Raw genomic sequence first — 22,102 nt, 5'->3', positions numbered from 1 at the left:
TTCAAATTTAAAATCATCAGCAGCGCTCCCTGCTTTCATTTGCAACCTGTGAAAGGTCGTTAACTGCGTGATCCTGGCGGGCAGACAAGCACACCCCCAAAGATGCAGCGCGCGTTATTCTACGTGAAAACATAGTAAACGGCAGGTCAAACCGAATATCTTTGCGAATATTTTTTTAGATTAGAGTCAAGTGGCTGGGAGGCGGCAAAAAAATCGCCCTGTCCACCCGCTACACCACACTTAGCCAGAATTAGCCATTCGCTTTTTGTCCTAATTCCACAGGCAAAAACCTGCGCCGAGGTTCCTTTGCAGGCTTCAACCAGACTTTGTACCAGCAGTTGATTTTCGCTACGTTTTTCAAAATTGCGCACCAGGCCGGGATGCAATTTGATCAACGCAACGTCCAACTGCTTGATCCAACTGGTGCTAACCATCGTTAACCCCGCCTGCGTGACCGCGACTCTAACCCCCAGCGCGTTAATTAAACGAACGACAGGTTGTAAACGGCTGATATGTTGACAGACATCCGCCTCAGCAAGTTCAAAAATAATGCGTTTTCGATGCGATTTTTCGCATTGCATTAATGTATCGCGTAGCCAACGCTGGAATCGCGGGCGGATAAGCGCTTCAACTGACACCTGCAAGGCCAGATTCTCCTGCGGCCAGAAGCCCAGGAAAGGGAGCATTCGAGAAATTTGTAAACGTTCGTATTCTTCCGCCAGGCCGAACTGCTGGACAAAAGGCATATATTCCGCCGCCAGCAATTCTTCACTGCCGTCAAAGATCCGGCACAGTAATTCCCGGTGATCAACGTGACCATCTGCCAGCACGGCCGGCTTCTGATAAAAACGCGGACCGCCACGGCTGAGTACCTGTTCAATAAGCGTACGCCAGCGCACGTTACCACGTCCTTTCTCAGGGAGTGAATCATCATAGACCAGCCAGCTATTACCGCCCTGTAGCACCGCGTTACGCGCTGCCGTTTCTGCATGCCCCATCACCTGTTCCGTGGTTTGCCCGCTGCGCCAGGCACAGATGCCGATGTGCATACTGTCTTCCCGGTCGAGTATTTTGGATGTCGGCAACGCATCCACAGTTTTCAACAATTGCGAGGCGATACCATCGGCCTCTTTTAAGGTGCGATGCGGCAACAAAACGGCGAAATCGCTACGGTGATAGCGGGCCAGCAGCGCGCCGGGATAGCGCATAATAAAGGTAGAAATGAGGTTAATTAAGGTAAAAGTATGCTCCTGGGCGGCGGCACGGCCCCAGTTATCCGATAACAGATCGAAATCCGGCAGACGAATAAGCATCACAATACCGTGCGTGCCGGTTTTCTCCTGATCTTCCAATAGCGTCGCCAGTTGGCTATCGAAAAACAGGCGGTTATTCAGCCCCGTCTTAGTGTCCTGCGCGGCATAGGAGCGGATAAGCGTATCCATTCGGCTGCGCTGTTCGCTGGCAAAATGAATTTCGGAGAGCAGCATGTCCAGTGCGCTGCTGGCACGAGCGGGCCATTCATAGACCGTACCGCGAACGCCATGCCCCCGCTCGCCGTTGAGGATCCTTGTGGCGCGCATTTCCAGCAGCTCGCCTCCGGCCAGTTGACGCCGCAGCCAGCGGACAGCAAGGAAGATCACCAGCACCATAAAGCCTATCGCCAGGGTTAGCGGCGCGGTTGTCATCAGGGAGTGAAAATAATTGGCCATCGGATCCTGATAGACAAGATGGATAGTCATACCGGGATGCTTCAATGAAGAGACGGTCTGCTCACGATAAAGGCTGCTGCTACCCAGCAACCGATAGCTTCCGGTGCGGGCATGGCTGTAAAGCACCTCTTTGCCATGGAAAAAATCAATGCGCACGATATCTGCAGGCACCATGATCTCATCCATCTGGATTTGCAGTTGCTTAAAGGAGCGTGTGATCAGCCGGGTGTCGAGGATCGTAGCAACGGCGCGTACACGCCCATCAACTTTGCTATGGATGGCGTTATAAAAACTGAGCGAACACCCTATTAAGGTGACCAGAATGGTTAACCCTATCAGCAAGGTGATAAAAGCGGAAAACTTCGTCGTTAAACGCATCCCTGAGTTAACTCCGTTTTGTGATATACAGCCCGGTTAATGTAAGGCCCCTCAGCCAGCAGCACTTACCTTAACGTAAGCGCTAACTCGCAGATGAACTGAGAATACTATCAAACCTGAGGGATCTGGCAATTTATTGCGTAAAGTCGGCATCGTATTTTGATTAACGAGTATAGTCTGCTGAGTAGTATTTCTAATCATTAGGCAAGTGAGGGCGGATTATGCAGGCTTTACTCTTAGAACAGCAGGAAGGAAAAACGCTTGCATCGGTGCAAAACATCGATGACAACCAGCTACCGGAAGGCAACGTCACCGTAGATATTCAGTGGTCAGGCCTGAATTATAAAGATGCACTGGCCATCACGGGTAAAGGCAAAATCATCCGCCAGTTTCCGATGGTGCCAGGGATCGACTTCGCCGGAATGGTTCACGCCAGCGAAGATCCCCGTTTTCACCCGGGACAGCAAGTGGTGCTAACCGGCTGGGGCGTGGGAGAAAATCACTGGGGTGGTCTGGCTGAACGCGCTCGTGTGAAGGGCGACTGGCTGGTGGCGCTCCATGAAGGTCTTAGCGACCGCAAGGCAATGATTATCGGCACCGCTGGCTTTACCGCGATGCTCTGTGTGATGGCGCTGGAAGAAGCCGGTATCCGTCCGCACAGCGGTGAAATCCTCGTGACCGGCGCCAGCGGCGGTGTCGGTAGCACCGCGATATCGCTGCTGCACAAGCTGGGCTATCAGGTAGTAGCCGTCTCCGGCCGCGAGAGCACGCATGACTATCTGCGTAATCTCGGTGCCAGCCGCATTCTGGGCCGCGATGAATTTGCCGAAACGCGTCCGCTGGAAAAACAGCTCTGGGCTGGTGCGATCGATACCGTGGGCGATAAGGTGCTGGCGAAAGTGCTGGCGCAAATGAACTACGGCGGCTGCGTCGCGGCCTGCGGTCTGGCGGGCGGCTTTGCACTGCCCACGACCGTAATGCCGTTTATTCTGCGCAATGTTCGCTTGCAGGGCGTGGATTCGGTCATGGCTCCCGCCGCACGGCGTGCCGAAGCGTGGCGTCGTCTGGCGCAGGATTTGCCGGAAACCTTCTACACGCAGGCGACAACGGAAATCACCCTTGATGAAGTACCGAAGCTGGCTGAAGCCATCATTAATAACCAGGCGCAGGGGCGGACGCTGGTCAAAGTGAAGTAACCGGATGCGCGCAAAAGTTTACATTTAATTAACCAATTTTCTCGCGCGCTGACAGACTCCCTGCCATGATTGAAGGTGCGCCGCTGCCGTTCTGCTGATGGCGTACTCGCCGGGAGTCCGTTATGAAAAAAGTACGTCGCTTTACGGAAGCCGATGTCACCGCCGAATCGGCTTTTTTTATGCAGCGCCGCCAGGTGCTGCAAGCGCTGGGCATCAGCGCCGCCACCCTTAGCGTGCCCGCGATGGCGCGAGCCGATCTGCTGGACTGGTTTAAAGGCCACGATCGTCCCCCGGCGCCTTCCGGTAAGCCGCTGGATTTTACGCGTCCCGCTGAGTGGCAAAGTAAACTTCCTCTCACGCCAGAAGATAAAGTGACTGGCTATAACAACTTCTACGAATTCGGGCTGGATAAAGCCGATCCCGCCGCCAATGCGGGCAGTCTGAAGACCGATCCGTGGACGCTGAAAATTGATGGCGAGGTGGCGAAACCCCTCACCCTCGATCATGACGATCTGACGAAACGTTTCCCACTGGAAGAACGTATTTACCGGATGCGTTGCGTTGAAGCATGGTCAATGGTGGTGCCGTGGATCGGATTCCCGCTGCACAAATTGCTGGCACTGGCCCAGCCCACCAGCGACGCGAAGTATGTGGCATTTAAAACGATTTATTCACCGGAACAAATGCCGGGGCAGAAGGATCGTTTTATCGGCGGCGGTTTAAAGTATCCCTATGTTGAAGGATTACGGCTTGATGAAGCGATGCACCCTCTCACCATGTTGACGACCGGCGTGTATGGTAAAGCTTTGCCGCCGCAAAACGGTGCGCCAGTCCGTCTTACCGTGCCATGGAAATACGGCTTCAAAGGGATCAAATCGATCGTCAGTATTACGCTCACGCGAGAACGCCCGCCAACAACGTGGAATCTCTCGGCACCGGATGAGTATGGTTTTTACGCCAATGTGAATCCCCACGTCGATCATCCCCGCTGGTCACAGGCGACGGAACGCTTTATCGGTTCCGGCGGTGTACTTGACGTGAAGCGTCAGCCAACACTGCTGTTTAACGGCTATGCCGATCAGGTGGCATCGCTCTATAAAGGGTTAAATTTGCAGGAGAGTTTCTGAGTGCGATTAACGGCAAAACAGATCGTCTGGCTGAAAGTGGTGCTGCATCTGGCCGCCTTTTTGCCGCTGGTATGGCTGTTCTGGGCAGCGTCGCAGGGCTATTTTAGCGCCGACCCGGCCAAGGATATTCAGCATTTTACCGGTAGGATGGCTCTGAAATTACTGCTGGCGACCTTGCTCGTCACGCCGCTGACACGATACGCTAAACAGCCATTATTGATACGCACGCGTCGTCTTTTGGGCTTATGGTGCTTTGCCTGGGCCACGCTGCATTTAACCAGCTATACGTTACTGGAACTGGGTATCAATAATCTGTCGCTGCTGGGACAAGAACTGGTTACACGCCCTTATCTCACGCTGGGCGGTATAAGCTGGCTTATCTTGTTGGCACTGGCGGTTACCTCTCCTCAGATTATGCAGCGAAAATTAGGCCGCCGCTGGCAAAAGGTGCATAACTGCATCTATCTTGTGGCGATCCTTGCCCCGATACATTATTTGTGGTCAGTGAAGATTTTGTCACCGCAGCCGCTGATTTATGCGGTGCTGGCGCTGCTGCTTTTAGCGTGGCGTTACAAAAAGTTCCGTCAATGGCTGCGTTAGTGTTGAAAATGTGCAGTTTCCCGCAGATCTTCCCTCTGTTGCGCCTCTCAGAGCGAACGCGGTTGATTATCTTCTCTGATAAGACCAGTATTTAGCTGCGAAATGCTACGAACTCGTTATAATGTGCGACTTCATTTTTCCTGACCGGGGATTTATCACCCCGAAAAGGTGACAATTGCGCATTGAAGGTATATTTTGTTTTTTGCCGGACAATTGCCGACGATGGCGACACAATAACTGGCTACTCAGCTATTTTCCATGTGAATGGTTGATAGCGGTTCTGCCCGGTAACCGGGCGGCAACGAGGGGTTTGGCTCCTCATTGACCGTAAAAAACCGGTTATTTTTATGCTTTACAGACGGCGATAACAAGCCTGTCACAATCACACTAAACAAAAGAGTACGGAACCCACTCATGGATATTCGTAAGATTAAAAAACTGATCGAGCTGGTTGAAGAATCAGGCATCTCCGAACTGGAAATTTCTGAAGGCGAAGAGTCAGTACGCATCAGTCGTGCTGCGCCGAACGCTGGTTTTCCAGTGATGCAACAGGCGTATGCTGCGCCCGTTATGCAGCAACCAGCTTTATCTAACGCTGTAGCTCCAGCGGCAGCTCCCTCCATGGAAGCGCCAGCAGCGGCAGAAATCAGTGGTCACATCGTACGTTCCCCGATGGTCGGTACGTTCTACCGCACCCCAAGCCCGGACGCTAAAGCGTTCATTGAAGTGGGCCAAAAAGTGAATGTGGGCGACACCCTGTGCATCGTTGAAGCAATGAAAATGATGAACCAGATCGAAGCCGACAAAGCGGGCGTGGTGAAAGCCATTCTGCTCGAAACAGGGCAACCGGTAGAATTTGACGAGCCGCTGGTCGTCATCGAGTAACGAGGCGAACATGCTGGATAAAATTGTCATCGCTAACCGTGGCGAGATCGCACTGCGTATTCTTCGTGCCTGCAAAGAGCTGGGTATCAAGACCGTCGCGGTACACTCCACTGCGGATCGCGATTTAAAACACGTATTGCTGGCGGATGAGACCGTTTGTATCGGCCCTGCTCCGTCTGTTAAAAGCTATCTGAATATCCCGGCTATCATCAGCGCCGCTGAAATCACCGGCGCGGTGGCAATCCATCCGGGTTACGGCTTCCTCTCTGAGAACGCCAACTTTGCCGAGCAGGTTGAACGCTCCGGCTTTATCTTCATCGGTCCGAAAGCCGAAACTATTCGCCTGATGGGCGATAAAGTGTCCGCGATCACCGCCATGAAGAAAGCAGGCGTGCCGACCGTTCCGGGTTCTGACGGCCCGCTGGGCGACGATATGGATCTTAACCGTGCCCATGCCAAACGCATTGGCTACCCGGTGATTATCAAAGCGTCTGGCGGCGGCGGCGGTCGCGGTATGCGCGTTGTGCGCAGCGACGCTGAACTGGCGCAGTCCATCTCCATGACCAAAGCTGAAGCGAAAGCGGCTTTCAGCAACGACATGGTGTACATGGAAAAATACCTGGAAAACCCACGCCACATCGAAATTCAGGTGCTGGCTGACGGTCAGGGTAACGCTATCTATCTGGCAGAGCGCGACTGCTCCATGCAGCGCCGTCACCAGAAAGTCGTTGAAGAAGCGCCAGCGCCGGGCATCACGCCGGAACTGCGTCGCTACATCGGCGAACGTTGCTCGAAAGCGTGCGTGGATATCGGCTATCGCGGCGCGGGTACGTTTGAGTTCCTGTTTGAAAACGGCGAGTTCTACTTCATTGAGATGAACACCCGTATTCAGGTTGAGCACCCGGTTACCGAAATGATCACCGGCGTTGACCTGATCAAAGAACAGTTACGTATTGCGGCGGGTCAGCCGCTGTCGATCAAGCAGGACGAAGTCCAGGTAAGAGGCCATGCGGTTGAATGCCGTATCAACGCCGAAGACCCGAACACCTTCCTGCCAAGCCCGGGTAAAATTACCCGTTTCCACGCGCCAGGCGGTTTTGGTGTGCGCTGGGAGTCTCATATTTACGCCGGTTATACCGTACCGCCGTATTATGACTCAATGATCGGTAAGCTGATTTGTTACGGAGAAACCCGTGACATCGCTATTTCCCGCATGAAAAATGCGTTGCAGGAGCTGATCATCGATGGCATTAAAACCAACGTTGATCTGCAAACGCGCATCATGAACGACGAGCACTTCCAGAATGGTGGAACCAACATTCACTATCTGGAGAAAAAACTCGGATTGCAGGAAAAGTAACGGGTTAGTGTCGGCGCGGTTCGCCGCGCCTGACGATGATCTGATTAACGCCAGGCTTTTTATTACAGCCTGGCGTTTTTATTTGATGGGATTAGCAGTAACCCGCAATCTCTTCTTTTAATGTGTTCAGCGCTTCCTCCCCTTCCACAATGCCCAGTTCAAAGCAGTAATCCAGCGTTTCGCCGGGTTGAACAAACTGGAGCCGTCCTACTGCACGCTCTTTATCGCGTCCGTCAGGAAAACTGTTACTGACTTCCAGGCCCATCACATATTCGCCCGCGCCTAAATTCTTCCACTGGATCACGTTTGGTAACTGCCGGGTGCTGAATTTTTCATAGATCCCCCAGCCTAACTGCCGATTGATCAGCGCAATTTTGCTCATACCCTCGCTATCGCTGCCAGGCGTTATGTAATAAACCTGCTCGGCAAAGCCTGGCTGCGGCGCGGTGATGTCCAGATGCCCGGTTAATCCCTCCTCCGCTCGCGCCGTACGCGGCACGACATTTCTGGCCGACAGGAGAATTTCCGCATCCGGTGACAATAGCGGCCAGCCATAATTAAAGTGATACAGGATCTGTAACGGCTGCTCGCTAAACCCGTTATTGGTCACTTTATCCGTGATGTGCAGAACGTTCTTCCCGTATTCACAACGAAGGGTTCTCTCCAGCGTCAGGTTTTCGCCAAACAGACGCGTCTCACGTATTTTGCCATTGATGATAAATTCAATACCGTCTTCAGTCCGCTCGGTACGATAGCCCACCTCTTCCGCTGGCGTCGCAGCCAGACGCCCATGCAACCCCAGCGCCTCGCCATTATCTTCGCAGGGCGTGCCGATATAACTCAGGCCGCAGGTCGTAAGCAGTCCCGCGTAGAAACTGCGAAGAAAACCATTACCCTGTGGTTCAAAGAACGTTGGAGCGACCATACCGTTAGGTGTAATAAAAGAAAGCGCGGTATCTTTATAACTAGCCCAGGCAATATCCAGGGCGCGATCTTTTACCACGGTGAAAGCCAGCCCCGCCCCGGTACGCACATCAAACGCTTCCGTGCCTTTCGCTTTGCCGCTACGCAGCTCATAGTGCTTAATACCCGCCACCTGAGAGAGATCGCCGATCCACGGCCAAATAGCCTTTTTCATAGCGACGCTTCCCTGGCAGGCGTGGTGTGACGGCAGATAAAATCCCTGATCTCTTCAAGCCGGGAGGTGCCTTCCATCGGCCCTCGTCGCGTGACGGCCAGCGCGCCGCAGACATTGGCGTATTGCAGCGCCTGATGCGCATCAAAACCTAACTGACGGCACGCGATATAAGCGCCGCCAAAGCAGTCCCCTGCGCCAGTAGGATCCACTTCCTGTACCGGATAACTATCGACATGAAAATGTTCCTCCTGCGAATAGTAACTGGCACCTTTATTACCGCGTTTAACGATGACCTCTTTAACACCTTCATCAAGAAAACCCATAATGGCGCGTTCAGGCGTAGAATGCGGTGAAAGTAACAGCACCTCGCCCTCGCTGGGCATATAAATATCCGTTAATTCAAGAACAAAATGCAATGCATCGCGCATTTCGGGAATATCGAGCATTTCTTTACGGATATTGGGATCAAAAGAAATGATCCCGCCATTATCTTTAACCAGCGTCACCGCTTTTTTTACCGCATCCACCATATGAAACGAAAATAACGATGACCCCATAATATGAAAGTGCGTGCAATCTTTCAGTAAGTTTTCATCTACGTGTTGCGCCGATAATTTACCGCAGGCGGCATTTTTAATATTAAAAATAAAATCACGGTCGCCCGACTTATGGTAGGTGACAAACGCGCTGCCGGTTGCCTCCAGGGGTAAAACGGAAATTCCTCGTATATCTACCCCGTCGTCAGCCAGGCGATGTAAGTTAATATCGCCAAAACCATCCCTCCCCACACAGCTGATAATGCCGCAAGGCACCCCAAGGCGTGTCACCTGATCGATAAAAATCGCAGGTGCGCCGCTGGGATACGGACCGTTCCAGACGCCTGGTTGATCGAACGGCTGGCCAATTTTATGCGCCATAATTTCAACCAGAATTTCTCCAATCGTGAAGACCTTACTCATATGATTAATCCCCTGAAATAATTAGCTGCGTTTTCTTTTATTTCTGACATCAACATAAACCGCCACCAAAATGACTAATCCTTTCACTACCATCTGATAGAAATAGGGGACATTCATTAAGTTCATGCCGTTATTGATAACGCCAATGGTTAACGCGCCGATCATGGTGCCGATAACCGTACCGTAACCACCATTCAGACTGGTACCGCCCAGCACGGCAGCGGCGATTGCATCCAGTTCATAGCTCAGCGCAGAATTAGGCTGCCCGGAGTAAAGGCGTGAAGCGAGGATCATGCCGCTGATGCCCGCCAGAACGGCGGTGATCATAAAGACCTTAATCTTCAGCCGGACAACGTTAATGCCAGAATAAATCGCAGCCTCTTTATTACCGCCAGTAATATAAATTTTGCGGCCAAATGTTGTCTTAGTCAGGATGAAATGGTTCACCAGCAATAAAATCAGCAGGATCCAAATCGGAACAGGAATATATAAAAACTCGCCGTTGCCAAGCGCCAGAAAGGCATTATCCTGGATCATAATCGGCGTGCCATCCGTTACGATATAGGCAATACCGCGAAAGATCCCCATGGTGGCGACGGTGACAATAAAAGAGGGTATTCCCGCAAAGGCTGTTAACCCTCCGTTAATCATTCCCAGCACCAGTGCCGCCATAATGGATAGAGGCACCAATAATATAAAAGGAACGCCCCACGACGCGCCCAGGGCGGCAAACGTACCAATTAAGGCGATGGTCGAACCTACCGATAAATCTATATCACCCAGCAGTAATACATATGTCATGCCATACGCCGTGATGGCGATGATAGAAACCTGAAGAATGATATTGGTAATATTATTGGTGGTGAAAAAGCTGTCATTCATAAAACTGAACAGAATGATCAGCACCACCATGCCGCTCAGAATACCGCCATATTGTTTCAGGGCTTTTTTAAATCCGCTGGCTGCGGGCAAAGCCGGGGCTTTTGACATAGGGATAGTCTTCTCAGTCATTTACCGTACTCCTGTTGCAGCGGTCATCACCTGCGTCTGCGTTAAATTTTCACATGAAAAAATTTCAGCGATGGTTTTGTTGCGCATCACAACCAGACGATCGCTTAGCGCCATCACCTCCGGCAGCTCAGAGGAGACCAGAATAATGGCCGTGCCTGCCGCCGCCAGCTGGCGTATCACGTTATAAATTTCAAATTTTGCACCTACGTCCACACCGCGCGTCGGTTCATCAAGCAATAAAATGCGCGGCGTTTTTTCCAGCCATTTCGATAACACGATCTTCTGCTGATTGCCGCCGCTTAATGCGCCTGTCAGTTGATGGATTGAATTCACTTTCGTGTTCATGCGGGCGATCGACGCCAGCGTTCGCTTCTCCTCCTCCTGATGATTGATGAGGCCCATCGCCGACGCGTTATACTGAAAGGCAACGTGATGTGTATTCATGTTCACGTCATGCATCAGTACCAGCCCTTCTTCCTTACGGTTTTCCGTCACAAACGCAATGCCATGATCGATCGCCTGCTTCGGGTTTGAGAGGGTGACTTCCTGACCGTCAATTAAAAGGATCCCCTGATACGCAATCAGCCCAAATAACGCTTTCATCACATCTGAGCGTCCCGCGCCTACCAGACCAAAAAATCCCAGCACTTCACCTGGCCGCACGGTAAAACTCACCTGCTGAAACAGTGTCGGGTGAGTAAGATCCCTGACCTCCAGTTTTGGCGTAACGCTTTCATCCGGCTTTTGCCCAATGCGCGGCGGCCAGATATTTTTCATTTCCCGCCCGACCATTTGCGCTATCAGGTGCTGGATATCGCTGTCTTTTTTCTCATGGGTGGCAATATATTCTCCATCGCGAATCACGGAGATATCGTCAGAAATGCGCATGATTTCATCCATCCGATGAGAGATATAAATGACTGCGCTGCCGCGTGCTTTTAGTTTGGCAATAATATTAAATAAAATTTCAGCTTCGTTATCGCTCAGCGAAGAAGTCGGCTCATCCATGATCACTACATCCGCTGGATAACTTAATGCTTTGGCAATTTCAACCAATTGCCGATGCGCCATCGACATATTACCGACCACGTCCTGCGGATCCAGAGGAATTCCCAGCTCGGTTAATAGCTGCTGACAATCAGCAAGCATTTTTTTGTCATTAATAATCCCGAAGTGCATCGGTTCATTATTAGCATAAATATTTTCCGCCACCGTCATATTATTGCTCAAACTAAGCTCCTGGAAAATAATGGCAATGCCAAGTTTGCGTGAATGCTGTGGGCTATTAATCGAAATTTCTTTACCGTGTAGCGTTATCGTTCCTTGTGTTGGAGGATAAACACCCGCAAGGATCTTCATTAACGTTGATTTGCCTGCGCCGTTTTCACCCAATAATGTATGTACACGTCCTTTGCGGATGGTCAGGGTAATATCCTTTAACGCCTGGACGTGACCAAATGTCTTCACTATATGCGAAACATCAAGAATAACATCTGTCATTGTTACCTCAGTATCACAACAAAACGCAGGATGCGTTTTGTTGTGAGGTAAAGATAATTTTTATTTCCCTGTATAGACACCAGGCTGGACTGGGATCAGTTTTGCCACCGGTTTACCGTTAAGGTGATCAACCGCGGCATCAATTGCTTTTTCGCCCATTTGATCGGGATATTGACGGATCACCGCGGCAAAGGTTTTTTCGCTATCGACCGCATCACGCGCTTCTTTCATGCCGTCAAAACCAATGATCCTGATATTGTCGTTACGCGCGGATTTAGCTGCAATCACCGCCGCCAGCGCCGCATCATCGCCAAATCCAAACAAGCCGCTAAGACCAGGATTCGCCTGCATAATGTTTTGGGCAGTGGTTAACGCCTCGGCCCGGGTGATCCCCGGCTGTTCCGCGACAATTTTGATATCGGGAGTCTCGCCTAATCCTTTCTTAAAGCCCTCTACCCGTGCCACGACCGACTGCAGTGCCGGATAGGAAATAATGGCGACCGTACCTTTACCGTTTAACATTTTCCCCATTAACTTACCGGCTTCTACCCCTCCCGCATAATTATCGGTTGCCACATGCGTCACTACCGGCACCCCTTCGGCAGCCACATCAACAGTAATCACAGGGATGCCTGCTTTATCCGCTTTGATAATAGCGGCCTGTACGCCCTTTGAATCGACGGGAGAGATAATAATGGCATCGACTTTTTTAGTGATGAAGTCTTCCACATCAGACAACTGTTTATTCAAATCCTGGTTAGCAATCGAGATGCTCAGGTTAACATTGTCTTTTTTGGCCTCGCTTTTCATTGCGTTAGCCAAATCAATATAAAAAGGATGTTGCTGTGTTAATAGTGAAGCGCCAATTTTATATTCTTTGGCAAATGAACTTTGTGAGAACAATGCCAGGCTCACTAACATGGCAGAGCCAAGTAATTTTATTTTTTTCATAACGTTCCTCATTGTTTTGTAGGGTCAGATATTTTTACATCTTTCCTGCGCTGCCGCAGACGCCAATAATACGCGCCACCACCTCCTTCATTGCCGCCTTAGCAGGCTGCATATAGTGACGCGGATCGTTAGCACCGGGGTTATTATGGAAATAGCCTTTCAGCGCATCGGCAAAGGCTATTTTTAATTCAGTGGCGACATTCACTTTACAAATACCGCGCTGAATACATTTTTGCACATCCTGCTCTGTTAAACCGGAAGCGCCATGCAAAACTAATGGGATATCTACGTGCTGGCGGATCTGTTCCAGGCGTGAAAAATCTAAGCGAGGCTCCTGGGTATAAAGACCATGCGCGGTGCCAATCGCGACCACCAGTGAATCGATCCGTGTGCGCTGAACGAATTCTGCCGCCGCTTCCGGTGAGGTGTAGGCAGAATCTTTTGCGTCAACCACCAGGTCATCTTCCTGCCCGCCGAGACGTCCCAGTTCGGCCTCCACGCTAACATCATAGGCATGACAAAAGATCGTAACCTCTTTAACGCGCGCGATATTTTCTTCGAACGGCAGATGAGAGCCGTCAATCATGACAGAGCGGATCCCGGCGCGCACCTTATTAAAGATATCTTCGCACTCTTCATGATGGTCAAGATGTAACGCCAGCGGCAACTGATATTCACGGGCCAGTGCTTTCACCAGCGATATTAAATTTCCCACGCCCCCGTAGCGATACGTGCCCGGCGTCCCCGCAAGCATTACCGGAGAGCGATACTGCGCTGCGGTTTCCACAATGACCTGAAGGGTTTCCAGGTTATGAATATTGAACGCCGGTACAGCGTATGCCTCACATTGCGCCTTCTTCAGCATGTTTTTACTTGAAATAATAAACATTTCTTCTCCTGGCTTTTGCTTACAAAACGAAGAAAGCTAACCTTTACTTTCATTTTGTAAGAAAACTAGCACAAGCGAAGAGGCGAAAAGCGTGATTGAGTTCAAAAAACCGAGATAAAACTTACAAAACAAAACCAAAATAAATTTTCATTTTGAAAGTAAAAAATAAAAAATCGATGATACTTGTTTAAATATCATTATATTTCAATAGGTTGTATTTTAAGAATGCAAAACAGGATTCTGGAGCGCTTTTCAAATTACCGCTTTACTGAAGGATAACTTTCAAAGAAAAAATCATGAGATTATAGTGATAGACATTACAGGCCAATTACGAGTGTTAACGTGCCGAGAAAATCCTCTAATCTTTTGAAACGCAGGCTGAAGATTGCTGAAATTGTCGCTGCGCAAGGAGAAATCAAGGTTGATGACTTATCTGCTCAACTCGGTGTTTCTGGGGTAACCATTCGCGGCGATTTAAGTTATCTGGAGCAACAGGGCTACCTGAAACGCTCATTCGGCGGGGCAATCGCCACGCCGACAACGCCTGCGGAGCCAGAAGCCGTTCTACAGGCAGCGACGCCGTCACTGACGCAACAGATGGAGATTGCCCGCCACTGCGTTCGTCTCATTCGCGACCGGGATACGTTATTTCTCGGCCATGGTGCGTTCTGCCGCAAAATTATCCCGCTGTTAAGCGAGGTGAAAAAACTTCGCCTGATCACCAACGATCCTGAGCATGCGCTTTTAGCAAATCAGTTTATTGACGGAGAGATCATCCTGGCCGGCAGTGAAATGTTGCGCCCGGATACCGCGCTGGCGGGAAAATCGCTGGAGCAGGCATTTCAGCATTACACACTGACCCACAGTATTCTGGAGGTCAGCAATATTGATGCGGAGGGGGCGTTGAATATTGCTATGCCCCGCCTGGCACCTGCCTGGCAGCTTTGTTTTGATCACGCGCAGAACAAAACTGTTATCGTGACCGCAGATTCGGCCTCTGCCACCGCGTCTATCGGCCATGTCGATCAGGCGGAAAATGTGATCGTCTGCCGCAGCATTAATGAACATTATCAGCAACAATTACAGCACGCTGATTTTGTTATTCTTTATACCAGTAATGAGTGCTTTACCTGGACTAATCGCGAAAGGCTTCAGGAATGAGAGGGCGTTTGTGACACTTACCATTTGTACCATGGGTGAATTATTGGTCGAGTTTTTGTCCCGGGATCCGCAGCAAAAATTCACTCAGCCAGGCGAATTTGTGGGGCCATTTCCCAGCGGGGCACCTGCGATTTTCGCCGCTCAGGTCGCAAAGCTCGCCCATCGGGCAATCATATTTGGTTGCGTGGGCAGCGATGATTTCGGTCGGCTGAATATTGAGAGATTGCGTCATGAAGGCGTGATTACCGATGGTATTCATGTGATAGATAATGCTGTTACAGGTACGGCGTTCGTAAGCTACCGTACTCCGGAGGATCGCGACTTCGTTTTTAACATTCCCAATAGCGCCTGTGGCCTGTTTGCCGCTAAGCATATTGATACCGAGCTGCTGCGCCAGTGTACGCATATTCATATTATGGGTTCGTCATTATTCTCTTTCCGAATGATTGACGCGATGCGTAAAGCAATTACCGTCATTAAAGATGCTGGCGGTACCGTGTCCTTCGATCCCAATATCCGTAAAGAGATGCTTAATATTCCTGAAATGGCGCAGGCTCTTGATTATCTGGTTGAATACACAGATATTTTTCTGCCCAGCGAAAGTGAGCTACCTTTTTTCGCACGTTATAAAAATCAGCCTCCGGAAGAGATTATTAGCGAGCTTCTCCATAGCGGCGTAAAACACGTAGCGGTAAAACGCGCGCAGCAAGGCGCAAGTTATTATCGGCTTGAGAAGAATACGCTACAGGCATTGCATATTGCCGGTCACAGGGTTAATAGCGTCGACCCGACAGGCGCGGGCGGCTGTTTTGGCGCAACCTTTGTCGCCCTGTTTCTGGCGGGCTTTTCGGCACAGAAAGCGTTGCAATACGCCAACGCCAGCGGCGCGCTCGCCGTAATGCAACAGGGACCCATGGAGGGAATATCGTCTCTTTCCGACATTGAAAATTTTCTACGGGATCAACCTCGCCCGTAAAGCCTACCCCGGCTACAGATGTCTTCAACGCTGCGCTACCGTGAAGCGGGCCGGGGTCAAATTCAGCATGCATCAGCGTCGGCTGATTCGCCAGAAAACCCAAGCCTGATATACCGTTAATTAATCACAATCAAACAAAACGACTGATTCATTATCTTCAGCAATAAACTCTTTTCCTAACCTCCTTTAATTTTCACGCTTACCTTATCAATTTAGCATAACGACGTGAAAGACAAGCTCGCCAGATAAAAACCTGGTTATTGCTTGTTTATATTAAAAAAGGAGTTATTTCATGAGTAGATTTAAAATCAATATCGCGAAAGTATTAATGTTACTTTCGCTGTCGCCAGGCATGGCTTCTTTTGCCAACGCGCAGGACGTTAGTAGCGCATCTGAGGACGCCGCATGGTGGACGCCTTATAAAAATAGCGTGGCATTTAATGAAACGCTCGATCAGTTTGGATTAACATATCAACAGCTTGAAAATAATCAGGAACAGATGCTTTCCCGCTCGGCCAACGTCAACGATCCGCTTTTCTGGCAGAAACGCACTATGGCTATTTATGCGGATGCACAGGAAGGTACCTATCATCTTCCTGTTATTGAAGAACACGATCATGCCAGAGCCAGGACAACGACTGATGGACGTACTCCGGCTTTTTTTATTCACCGTTATGCTGACGTTGGCGATACCATAACACTCAGAACAGAAAACCAACCTTCTGATGTAAAATGTCTGTCCATGCTTGAAAATAATTATCAAGAGCCACAGGCAGTCGATGCAGTTACATTAAATCCTAACGCTGAAACAACGATTACATTTACCCATAAAGGTGTTGTACTTCTACAGTGCCGTGGCACGAGCGAAGAGGCTTCTCTTAACCATATAAATACGTTGGTTCCTGTTCATATCGTTTCGACGACGACCAGCGCTCATCCGCTATTTATACTGGGTATTAATAGTCTGGAAGAATGGAAAAGTATGAGTCAGGAAGCCACTGTGAGTGGACAAACATTACTCTTTGATGGGCGAACTCGTTATTACGCAGCCAATAACGTCGCAAAAGCTTCACGTGACCATAATATTGAGCAAACTCTGCGTGAGCATGTTCTCAATACGATGGTTTACGACAAACTGAACGGCATTGATGGATCATCCTCGTTGCACGAAGCGCTACGCGGTTTAGATATCGCCTCATACAATAGCTGCTGTTGGGCTGAAGGTGGAGATGGCCGGATTGGCATCGGGTTTGGCGGCAGCATCCCTACCCAATCCAGCTGGGGCGAATGGCATGAGTTTGGTCATCAGAATCAGATGGGATGGTCATGGAGCGGCTTAACGGAAACAACAGTGAATATCTACTCGATTGCCGCATGTCGTGCCACTAAAGGCGAAGTGGATGTCAAGACGTGCCATGAAAACCTTCTGTATAATGGATTTCAATGGGATCAGCAAGCGGTAGGCAATTTCCTGAAGTCTGGAGAAACGTGGGATATTGACACAGATACCAATGTCTTCCACCAGCTAATGATGTTCGCACAGCTAGAAACCTCCTGGCCCGATCTTTACCCTGCACTTGGCAAAGCGTACCGGGAAATCAATGACTACAACAATGGAAGCGGCAAAGTTGACTCTAAACAGGAAAAAGTCGATTTCTTTGTGGTGAACGCCAGCAAATATTCCGGTCACGATCTGCGTAAGTTTTTTACCCACTGGGGCGTCGATTTCTCGACCGATGCCAGCGATCAGATTGCCGCGATGAAACTGCCTCAGGTCATCGAGCCTTCTGAAGAGTTGCAAACCACGCTGGAATTACAGAAAGGGCAAACATCCGTCGAAGCAGAGCTGAAACTCAAAAACACCGACGGTCGTTACAACACGGCTTTTGTTACCAACAGTCAGTCAACTGGTCCGACAAAACTGGTGTGGTCAGATCCTGACTGGAGCTGGACGACATTGACCGTCCCGGTCGTCGATAAAAACGATCGCCAGTTTTTCATAAAACTTCGCGGGCAACGTTATGCTGGCCTTTGCGATACACAGCAAGTCAATGACGCCGTTGGCTGTTCCGAAGGTTCCACCACCACGCTGGTGACTCGCTATTATGCTGCGGATAATCCCGAGCTGCCTGCGGGCGAATATCATGGCACGCTGCATCTGATTGCCCTCGACTGGCACGATGAAAACTGGTCTGCCAATGTGAACGTCGCCCTCCATTTGACTATTTAACCCTCGCTTTCCGCTGTATCCTCGCCGGATACAGCGGAAAATCTTTGGGTAATGCCCTCTCTATCCGTACAATCACCGCAGAATAACGACATTCCTGACTCTGGAAAGCTATGAATAAACGTTTTGCTCAGGCTCATAAAGAGGCGCGCTGGGCGCTGTGGTTAACGCTTCTTTACCTCGCCGCATGGTTAGTGGGTGCTTACTTACCAGGTTCAGCGCAGGGTATAACCGGTCTGCCGCACTGGTTTGAGATGGCCTGTCTGCTGGTGCCGCTGATCTTTATTGTGCTGTGCTGGGCGATGGTGAAATTTATCTATCGCGATATTTCGCTGGAGGACGACGATGCAGTCTGAAGTGATCCTGCCGCTTATCGCGTACTTACTAATCGTATTTGGCCTGTCAATTTATGCCATGCGTAAACGGGCATCAGGCAATTTTTTAAACGAATATTTCCTCGGCAGCCGCTCAATGGGTGGCGTGGTGCTGGCGATGACGCTGACGGCGACGTATATCAGCGCCAGTTCGTTTATCGGAGGCCCGGGCGCGGCATATAAATATGGCTTAGGCTGGGTGTTGCTGGCGATGATCCAGCTTCCTGCTATCTGGCTCTCACTCGGTATTCTCGGCAAAAAATTCGCTATACTTGCCCGCCGTTATAATGCCGTCACGCTTAACGACATGCTGTTTGCCCGCTACCGGAGCCGTCTGCTGGTCTGGCTGGCGAGTCTGAGCCTGCTGGTCGCGTTTGTCGGCGCGATGACGGTACAGTTTATCGGCGGCGCGCGTCTGCTGGAGACGGCCGCCGGTATACCCTATGAAACCGGTTTGCTGATCTTCGGTATTAGCATCGCGTTGTATACCGCCTTCGGCGGTTTTCGCGCCAGCGTGCTTAACGACACCCTACAGGGCATGGTGATGCTGATTGGCACCCTGGTGCTGCTGGTGGGCGTCGTGCATGCGGCTGGCGGTTTAGGCCACGCGGTTGAAACGCTAAAGACTATCGATCCGAAACTGGTTTCCCCCCAGGGCGCGGAGGATATTCTCTGGCCAACCTTTATGACCTCTTTCTGGGTACTGGTATGCTTTGGCGTAATCGGCCTGCCGCATACTGCCGTGCGCTGCATCTCCTATAAAGACAGTAAAGCCGTTCATCGCGGGATTATTATCGGCACCATCGTTGTGGCGATCCTGATGTTCGGCATGCACCTGGCCGGCGCGCTGGGACGCGCGGTGATCCCCGGCCTGACGGTGCCGGATCTGGTTATTCCGACGTTAATGGTTAAAGTCCTGCCGCCGTTTGCCGCCGGGATTTTCCTCGCCGCGCCGATGGCGGCGATTATGTCGACCATTAATGCCCAACTGCTGCAAAGTTCTGCGACTATCATTAAAGATCTGTATCTGAATATGCGTCCGGAGCAGTTGCAAAACGAGCGTCGGCTCAAACGTATGTCGGCGGTGATTACGCTGGTTCTGGGCGCGTTGCTGCTGCTCGCCGCGTGGCGTCCGCCTGAGATGATCATCTGGCTGAACCTGCTGGCCTTCGGCGGGCTGGAAGCAGTGTTCCTCTGGCCGCTGGTGCTGGGGTTGTACTGGGAACGCGCCAATGCCGCAGGGGCGCTAAGCGCGATGATGGTCGGTGGGGTGCTTTATGCCGTACTCGCCTCCTTTAATATTCAGTATCTGGGCTTTCATCCGATTGTCCCTGCATTGCTGTTAAGTTTGCTGGCGTTTGTGGTGGGTAACCGTTTCGGTCAACCTGTACCGCAAGACGCCGTCATTTCTCCTGATAAATAAAGAGTTTTTGCATGCCGTGGATCCAACTGAAACTAAATACAACTGGCGCGAATGCCGAAGAGCTGAGTGATGCGCTGATGGAGACCGGTGCGGTGTCCATTACCTTCCAGGACACGCATGACACGCCGGTGTTTGAACCGCTGCCGGGCGAAACGCGCCTGTGGGGCGATACGGACGTTATTGGCCTGTTCGATGCGGAAACCGATATGAAAGAGGTTGTTGCCGCGCTGGAGCTGCATCCGCTGCTGGGTGCCGGTTTTACGCACAAAATCGAACAGCTGGAAGATAAAGACTGGGAGCGCGAATGGATGGATAATTTCCACCCGATGCGCTTTGGTGAGCGTTTGTGGATCTGCCCGAGCTGGCGCGATGTGCCGGATGAAAACGCCGTCAACGTGATGCTCGATCCGGGTCTGGCGTTTGGCACTGGTACGCATCCCACCACTTCACTGTGCTTACAGTGGCTCGACGGGCTGGATCTCAACGGTAAAACGGTGATCGATTTTGGTTGCGGTTCCGGCATTCTGGCGATTGCTGCATTGAAGCTGGGCGCAGCGAAGGCCATCGGTATTGATATCGATCCGCAGGCCATCCAGGCCAGCCGTGCTAACGCCGAGCGTAACGGGGTTTCTGAGCGCCTTGAGCTTTATTTGCCGCAGGAGCAGCCGGAGACAATGGAAGCAGATGTCGTGGTCGCCAATATCCTCGCAGGCCCGCTACGCGAGCTTGCGCCGCTTATCAGCGTGCTTCCGGTTCAGGGCGGCCTGTTAGGGCTATCGGGCATTCTGGCAAGCCAGGCCGATAGCGTATGCGAAGCTTATGCCGACCGCTTTACGCTCGACCCGGTGGTTGAGAAAGAGGAGTGGTGCCGGATAACCGGGCGTAAAAAGTAATCCCAACGCGGCCTGCGGGCCGCGTACTTATTGATAGTTTCGATATATTTTTAGCTAAAAATGAGAGCACGATCGCATTCATAAACGTTTTTTTGCTCATTAAAACAGCTTTTTATCCCGTCAGCGCGGTACTTTCGGCAAGAAAAAAAGAGAAGTTTTACGAATTTATAATTGCATACAAAATCGCCGTAATTTGTTAATAACTTGATATTTAAAGCAATTTATTTAAAAGAAGCCCTCCTGACTGCGATTCATTGATCCAGGACAGAGGATTGGTCAAAGTTTGGCCTTTCATCTCGTGTAAAAAATGCGTAATATACGCCGCCTTGCAGTCATAGTGTGGTCATTTCTTAACTCATGCGTATCGGACACCACCAGCTCAGAAATTGCCTGATCGCAGCGCCGATGGCTGGCATTACCGACAGACCATTCAGGACGCTGTGTTATGAAATGGGAGCAGGGTTAACCGTTTCCGAGATGATGTCCTCCAACCCGCAGGTTTGGGAGAGCGACAAGTCCCGTTTACGGATGGTGCATGTCGATGAGCCAGGTATTCGCACCGTGCAAATTGCCGGAAGCGATCCTGAAGAGATGGCCGGAGCCGCACGGATTAACGTGGAAAGTGGCGCTCAGATTATTGATATCAATATGGGCTGCCCGGCGAAGAAGGTGAATCGTAAGCTTGCAGGTTCAGCCCTGCTACAATATCCGGAGTTGGTGAAGTCTATCCTGCTCGGTGTTGTGAAGGCGGTGGACGTTCCTGTGACGCTAAAGATTCGTACCGGATGGGCTCCAGAACACCGTAACTGCGTAGAAATTGCCCAACTGGCTGAAGACTGTGGCATTCAGGCTCTGACTATTCACGGACGCACACGCGCCTGCTTGTTTAACGGAGACGCTGAGTACGACAGCATTCGGACGGTTAAGCAGAAAGTTTCCATTCCGATCATCGCGAATGGTGACATTACTGACCCGCTTAAAGCCAGAGCTGTTCTCGACTATACAGGGGCTGATGCCCTGATGATAGGCCGCGCAGCTCAGGGAAGACCCTGGATCTTTCGGGAAATCCAGTACTATCTGGACACTGGGAAGTTGCTGCCCCCTCTGCCTCTGGCAGAGATTAAGCGCTTACTTTGCACGCATGTTCGGGAACTGCATGACTTTTATGGCCAGGCAAAAGGGTACCGAATTGCGCGTAAACACGTCTCCTGGTATCTTCAGGAGCACGCGCCAGATGACCAGTTTCGGCGCACATTCAACGCCATAGATGATGCCAGCGAACAGCTGGAGGCGTTGGAGGCATACTTCGAAAATCTTGCGTAATAGAAATAAAGAGCTAACAGAA

General features: G+C 50.8%; 19 protein-coding genes. 12 read left to right on the top strand and 7 right to left on the bottom strand.

Going from position 1 to position 22,102, the window contains the following annotated elements:
- Positions 1 to 146: 146 nt before the first annotated feature.
- Complete coding sequence (gene csrD / locus ACMGGS_RS09275) at positions 147 to 2,087, bottom strand: RNase E specificity factor CsrD (protein ID WP_414165846.1); 1,941 nt, start codon at positions 2,085 to 2,087, stop codon at positions 147 to 149.
- Positions 2,088 to 2,308: 221 nt separating this feature from the next.
- Between csrD and ACMGGS_RS09270 the strand changes: the two genes are divergently transcribed.
- The 5 genes from ACMGGS_RS09270 (at position 2,309) to accC (ending at position 7,255) form a co-directional block, all read left to right on the top strand.
- Entirely contained in the window at positions 2,309 to 3,283 is a 975-nt protein-coding gene (locus ACMGGS_RS09270; protein ID WP_414165845.1) for an MDR family oxidoreductase, read from the top strand.
- Positions 3,284 to 3,405: 122 nt separating this feature from the next.
- The gene (msrP, locus tag ACMGGS_RS09265) at positions 3,406 to 4,410 is read left to right on the top strand and encodes a protein-methionine-sulfoxide reductase catalytic subunit MsrP (protein ID WP_414165844.1); all 1,005 of its coding nucleotides are present in this window, start codon (positions 3,406 to 3,408) and stop codon (positions 4,408 to 4,410) included.
- Complete coding sequence (msrQ, locus tag ACMGGS_RS09260; RefSeq protein WP_414165843.1) at positions 4,411 to 5,010, top strand: protein-methionine-sulfoxide reductase heme-binding subunit MsrQ; 600 nt, start codon at positions 4,411 to 4,413, stop codon at positions 5,008 to 5,010.
- A gap of 414 nt (positions 5,011 to 5,424) precedes the next feature.
- Positions 5,425 to 5,895: an acetyl-CoA carboxylase biotin carboxyl carrier protein gene (gene accB, locus ACMGGS_RS09255; protein WP_176920153.1), complete on the top strand. Its 471-nt coding sequence runs from the start codon at positions 5,425 to 5,427 to the stop codon at positions 5,893 to 5,895.
- Between the two features lie 10 nt (positions 5,896 to 5,905).
- The gene (gene accC / locus ACMGGS_RS09250; RefSeq protein WP_176920154.1) at positions 5,906 to 7,255 is read left to right on the top strand and encodes an acetyl-CoA carboxylase biotin carboxylase subunit; all 1,350 of its coding nucleotides are present in this window, start codon (positions 5,906 to 5,908) and stop codon (positions 7,253 to 7,255) included.
- Between the two features lie 91 nt (positions 7,256 to 7,346).
- Here the strand turns inward: accC and ACMGGS_RS09245 are convergent, their stop codons facing one another.
- Genes ACMGGS_RS09245 through ACMGGS_RS09220 form a run of 6 tightly spaced genes read right to left on the bottom strand, consistent with a single transcriptional unit; the run spans position 7,347 to position 13,703 of the window.
- Entirely contained in the window at positions 7,347 to 8,393 is a 1,047-nt protein-coding gene (locus tag ACMGGS_RS09245; RefSeq protein ID WP_414165842.1) for an aldose 1-epimerase family protein, read from the bottom strand.
- Positions 8,390 to 9,352, bottom strand: coding sequence for a sugar kinase (locus ACMGGS_RS09240; protein WP_414165841.1), 963 nt, complete (start codon positions 9,350 to 9,352; stop codon positions 8,390 to 8,392). Before ACMGGS_RS09240 ends, ACMGGS_RS09245 begins: the two co-directional genes overlap by 4 nt.
- 21 nt (positions 9,353 to 9,373) lie before the next feature.
- A complete protein-coding gene (locus tag ACMGGS_RS09235) occupies positions 9,374 to 10,363 on the bottom strand; it encodes an ABC transporter permease (protein ID WP_414165840.1) in 990 nt (329 codons plus the stop codon).
- Positions 10,364 to 11,863 (bottom strand): sugar ABC transporter ATP-binding protein, encoded by a 1,500-nt coding sequence (locus tag ACMGGS_RS09230; protein ID WP_414165839.1) that lies wholly within the window; start codon positions 11,861 to 11,863, stop codon positions 10,364 to 10,366.
- A 60-nt stretch (positions 11,864 to 11,923) separates the two neighbouring features.
- Positions 11,924 to 12,814 carry a substrate-binding domain-containing protein gene (locus tag ACMGGS_RS09225; protein WP_414165838.1) on the bottom strand — a complete coding sequence of 297 codons (891 nt, stop codon included), beginning with the start codon at positions 12,812 to 12,814 and terminating at the stop codon, positions 11,924 to 11,926.
- 34 nt (positions 12,815 to 12,848) lie between these two features.
- Positions 12,849 to 13,703, bottom strand: a complete 855-nt coding sequence (locus tag ACMGGS_RS09220) for a tagatose bisphosphate family class II aldolase (RefSeq protein ID WP_414165837.1) — start codon at positions 13,701 to 13,703, stop codon at positions 12,849 to 12,851.
- Between the two features lie 327 nt (positions 13,704 to 14,030).
- Here ACMGGS_RS09220 and ACMGGS_RS09215 point away from each other — a divergent pair, with 327 nt between their 5' ends.
- The 7 genes from ACMGGS_RS09215 to dusB all read left to right on the top strand — a co-directional run bounded on the left by ACMGGS_RS09215 (position 14,031) and on the right by dusB (position 22,080).
- Entirely contained in the window at positions 14,031 to 14,864 is an 834-nt protein-coding gene (locus tag ACMGGS_RS09215) for a DeoR/GlpR family DNA-binding transcription regulator (protein ID WP_414166234.1), read from the top strand.
- A gap of 31 nt (positions 14,865 to 14,895) precedes the next feature.
- Complete coding sequence (locus ACMGGS_RS09210) at positions 14,896 to 15,840, top strand: sugar kinase (RefSeq protein ID WP_414166233.1); 945 nt, start codon at positions 14,896 to 14,898, stop codon at positions 15,838 to 15,840.
- A gap of 292 nt (positions 15,841 to 16,132) precedes the next feature.
- Positions 16,133 to 18,070 carry a M60 family metallopeptidase gene (locus ACMGGS_RS09205; RefSeq protein WP_414165836.1) on the top strand — a complete coding sequence of 646 codons (1,938 nt, stop codon included), beginning with the start codon at positions 16,133 to 16,135 and terminating at the stop codon, positions 18,068 to 18,070.
- A 110-nt stretch (positions 18,071 to 18,180) separates the two neighbouring features.
- Positions 18,181 to 18,423, top strand: coding sequence for a YhdT family protein (locus tag ACMGGS_RS09200; protein WP_103675597.1), 243 nt, complete (start codon positions 18,181 to 18,183; stop codon positions 18,421 to 18,423).
- Positions 18,413 to 19,864 carry a sodium/pantothenate symporter gene (panF, locus tag ACMGGS_RS09195; RefSeq protein WP_414165835.1) on the top strand — a complete coding sequence of 484 codons (1,452 nt, stop codon included), beginning with the start codon at positions 18,413 to 18,415 and terminating at the stop codon, positions 19,862 to 19,864. The genes ACMGGS_RS09200 and panF overlap by 11 nt, the downstream gene beginning before the upstream one ends.
- An 11-nt stretch (positions 19,865 to 19,875) precedes the next feature.
- Positions 19,876 to 20,757: a 50S ribosomal protein L11 methyltransferase gene (prmA, locus tag ACMGGS_RS09190; RefSeq protein WP_414165834.1), complete on the top strand. Its 882-nt coding sequence runs from the start codon at positions 19,876 to 19,878 to the stop codon at positions 20,755 to 20,757.
- A 357-nt stretch (positions 20,758 to 21,114) separates the two neighbouring features.
- Positions 21,115 to 22,080 carry a tRNA dihydrouridine synthase DusB gene (gene dusB / locus ACMGGS_RS09185; protein ID WP_176920159.1) on the top strand — a complete coding sequence of 322 codons (966 nt, stop codon included), beginning with the start codon at positions 21,115 to 21,117 and terminating at the stop codon, positions 22,078 to 22,080.
- Positions 22,081 to 22,102 lie beyond the last annotated feature (22 nt).

The organism is Superficieibacter sp. BNK-5, assembly GCF_047456055.1.
Taxonomy (GTDB): domain Bacteria; phylum Pseudomonadota; class Gammaproteobacteria; order Enterobacterales; family Enterobacteriaceae; genus Superficieibacter.
This window is presented reverse-complemented; position numbering and strand designations above follow the sequence as displayed.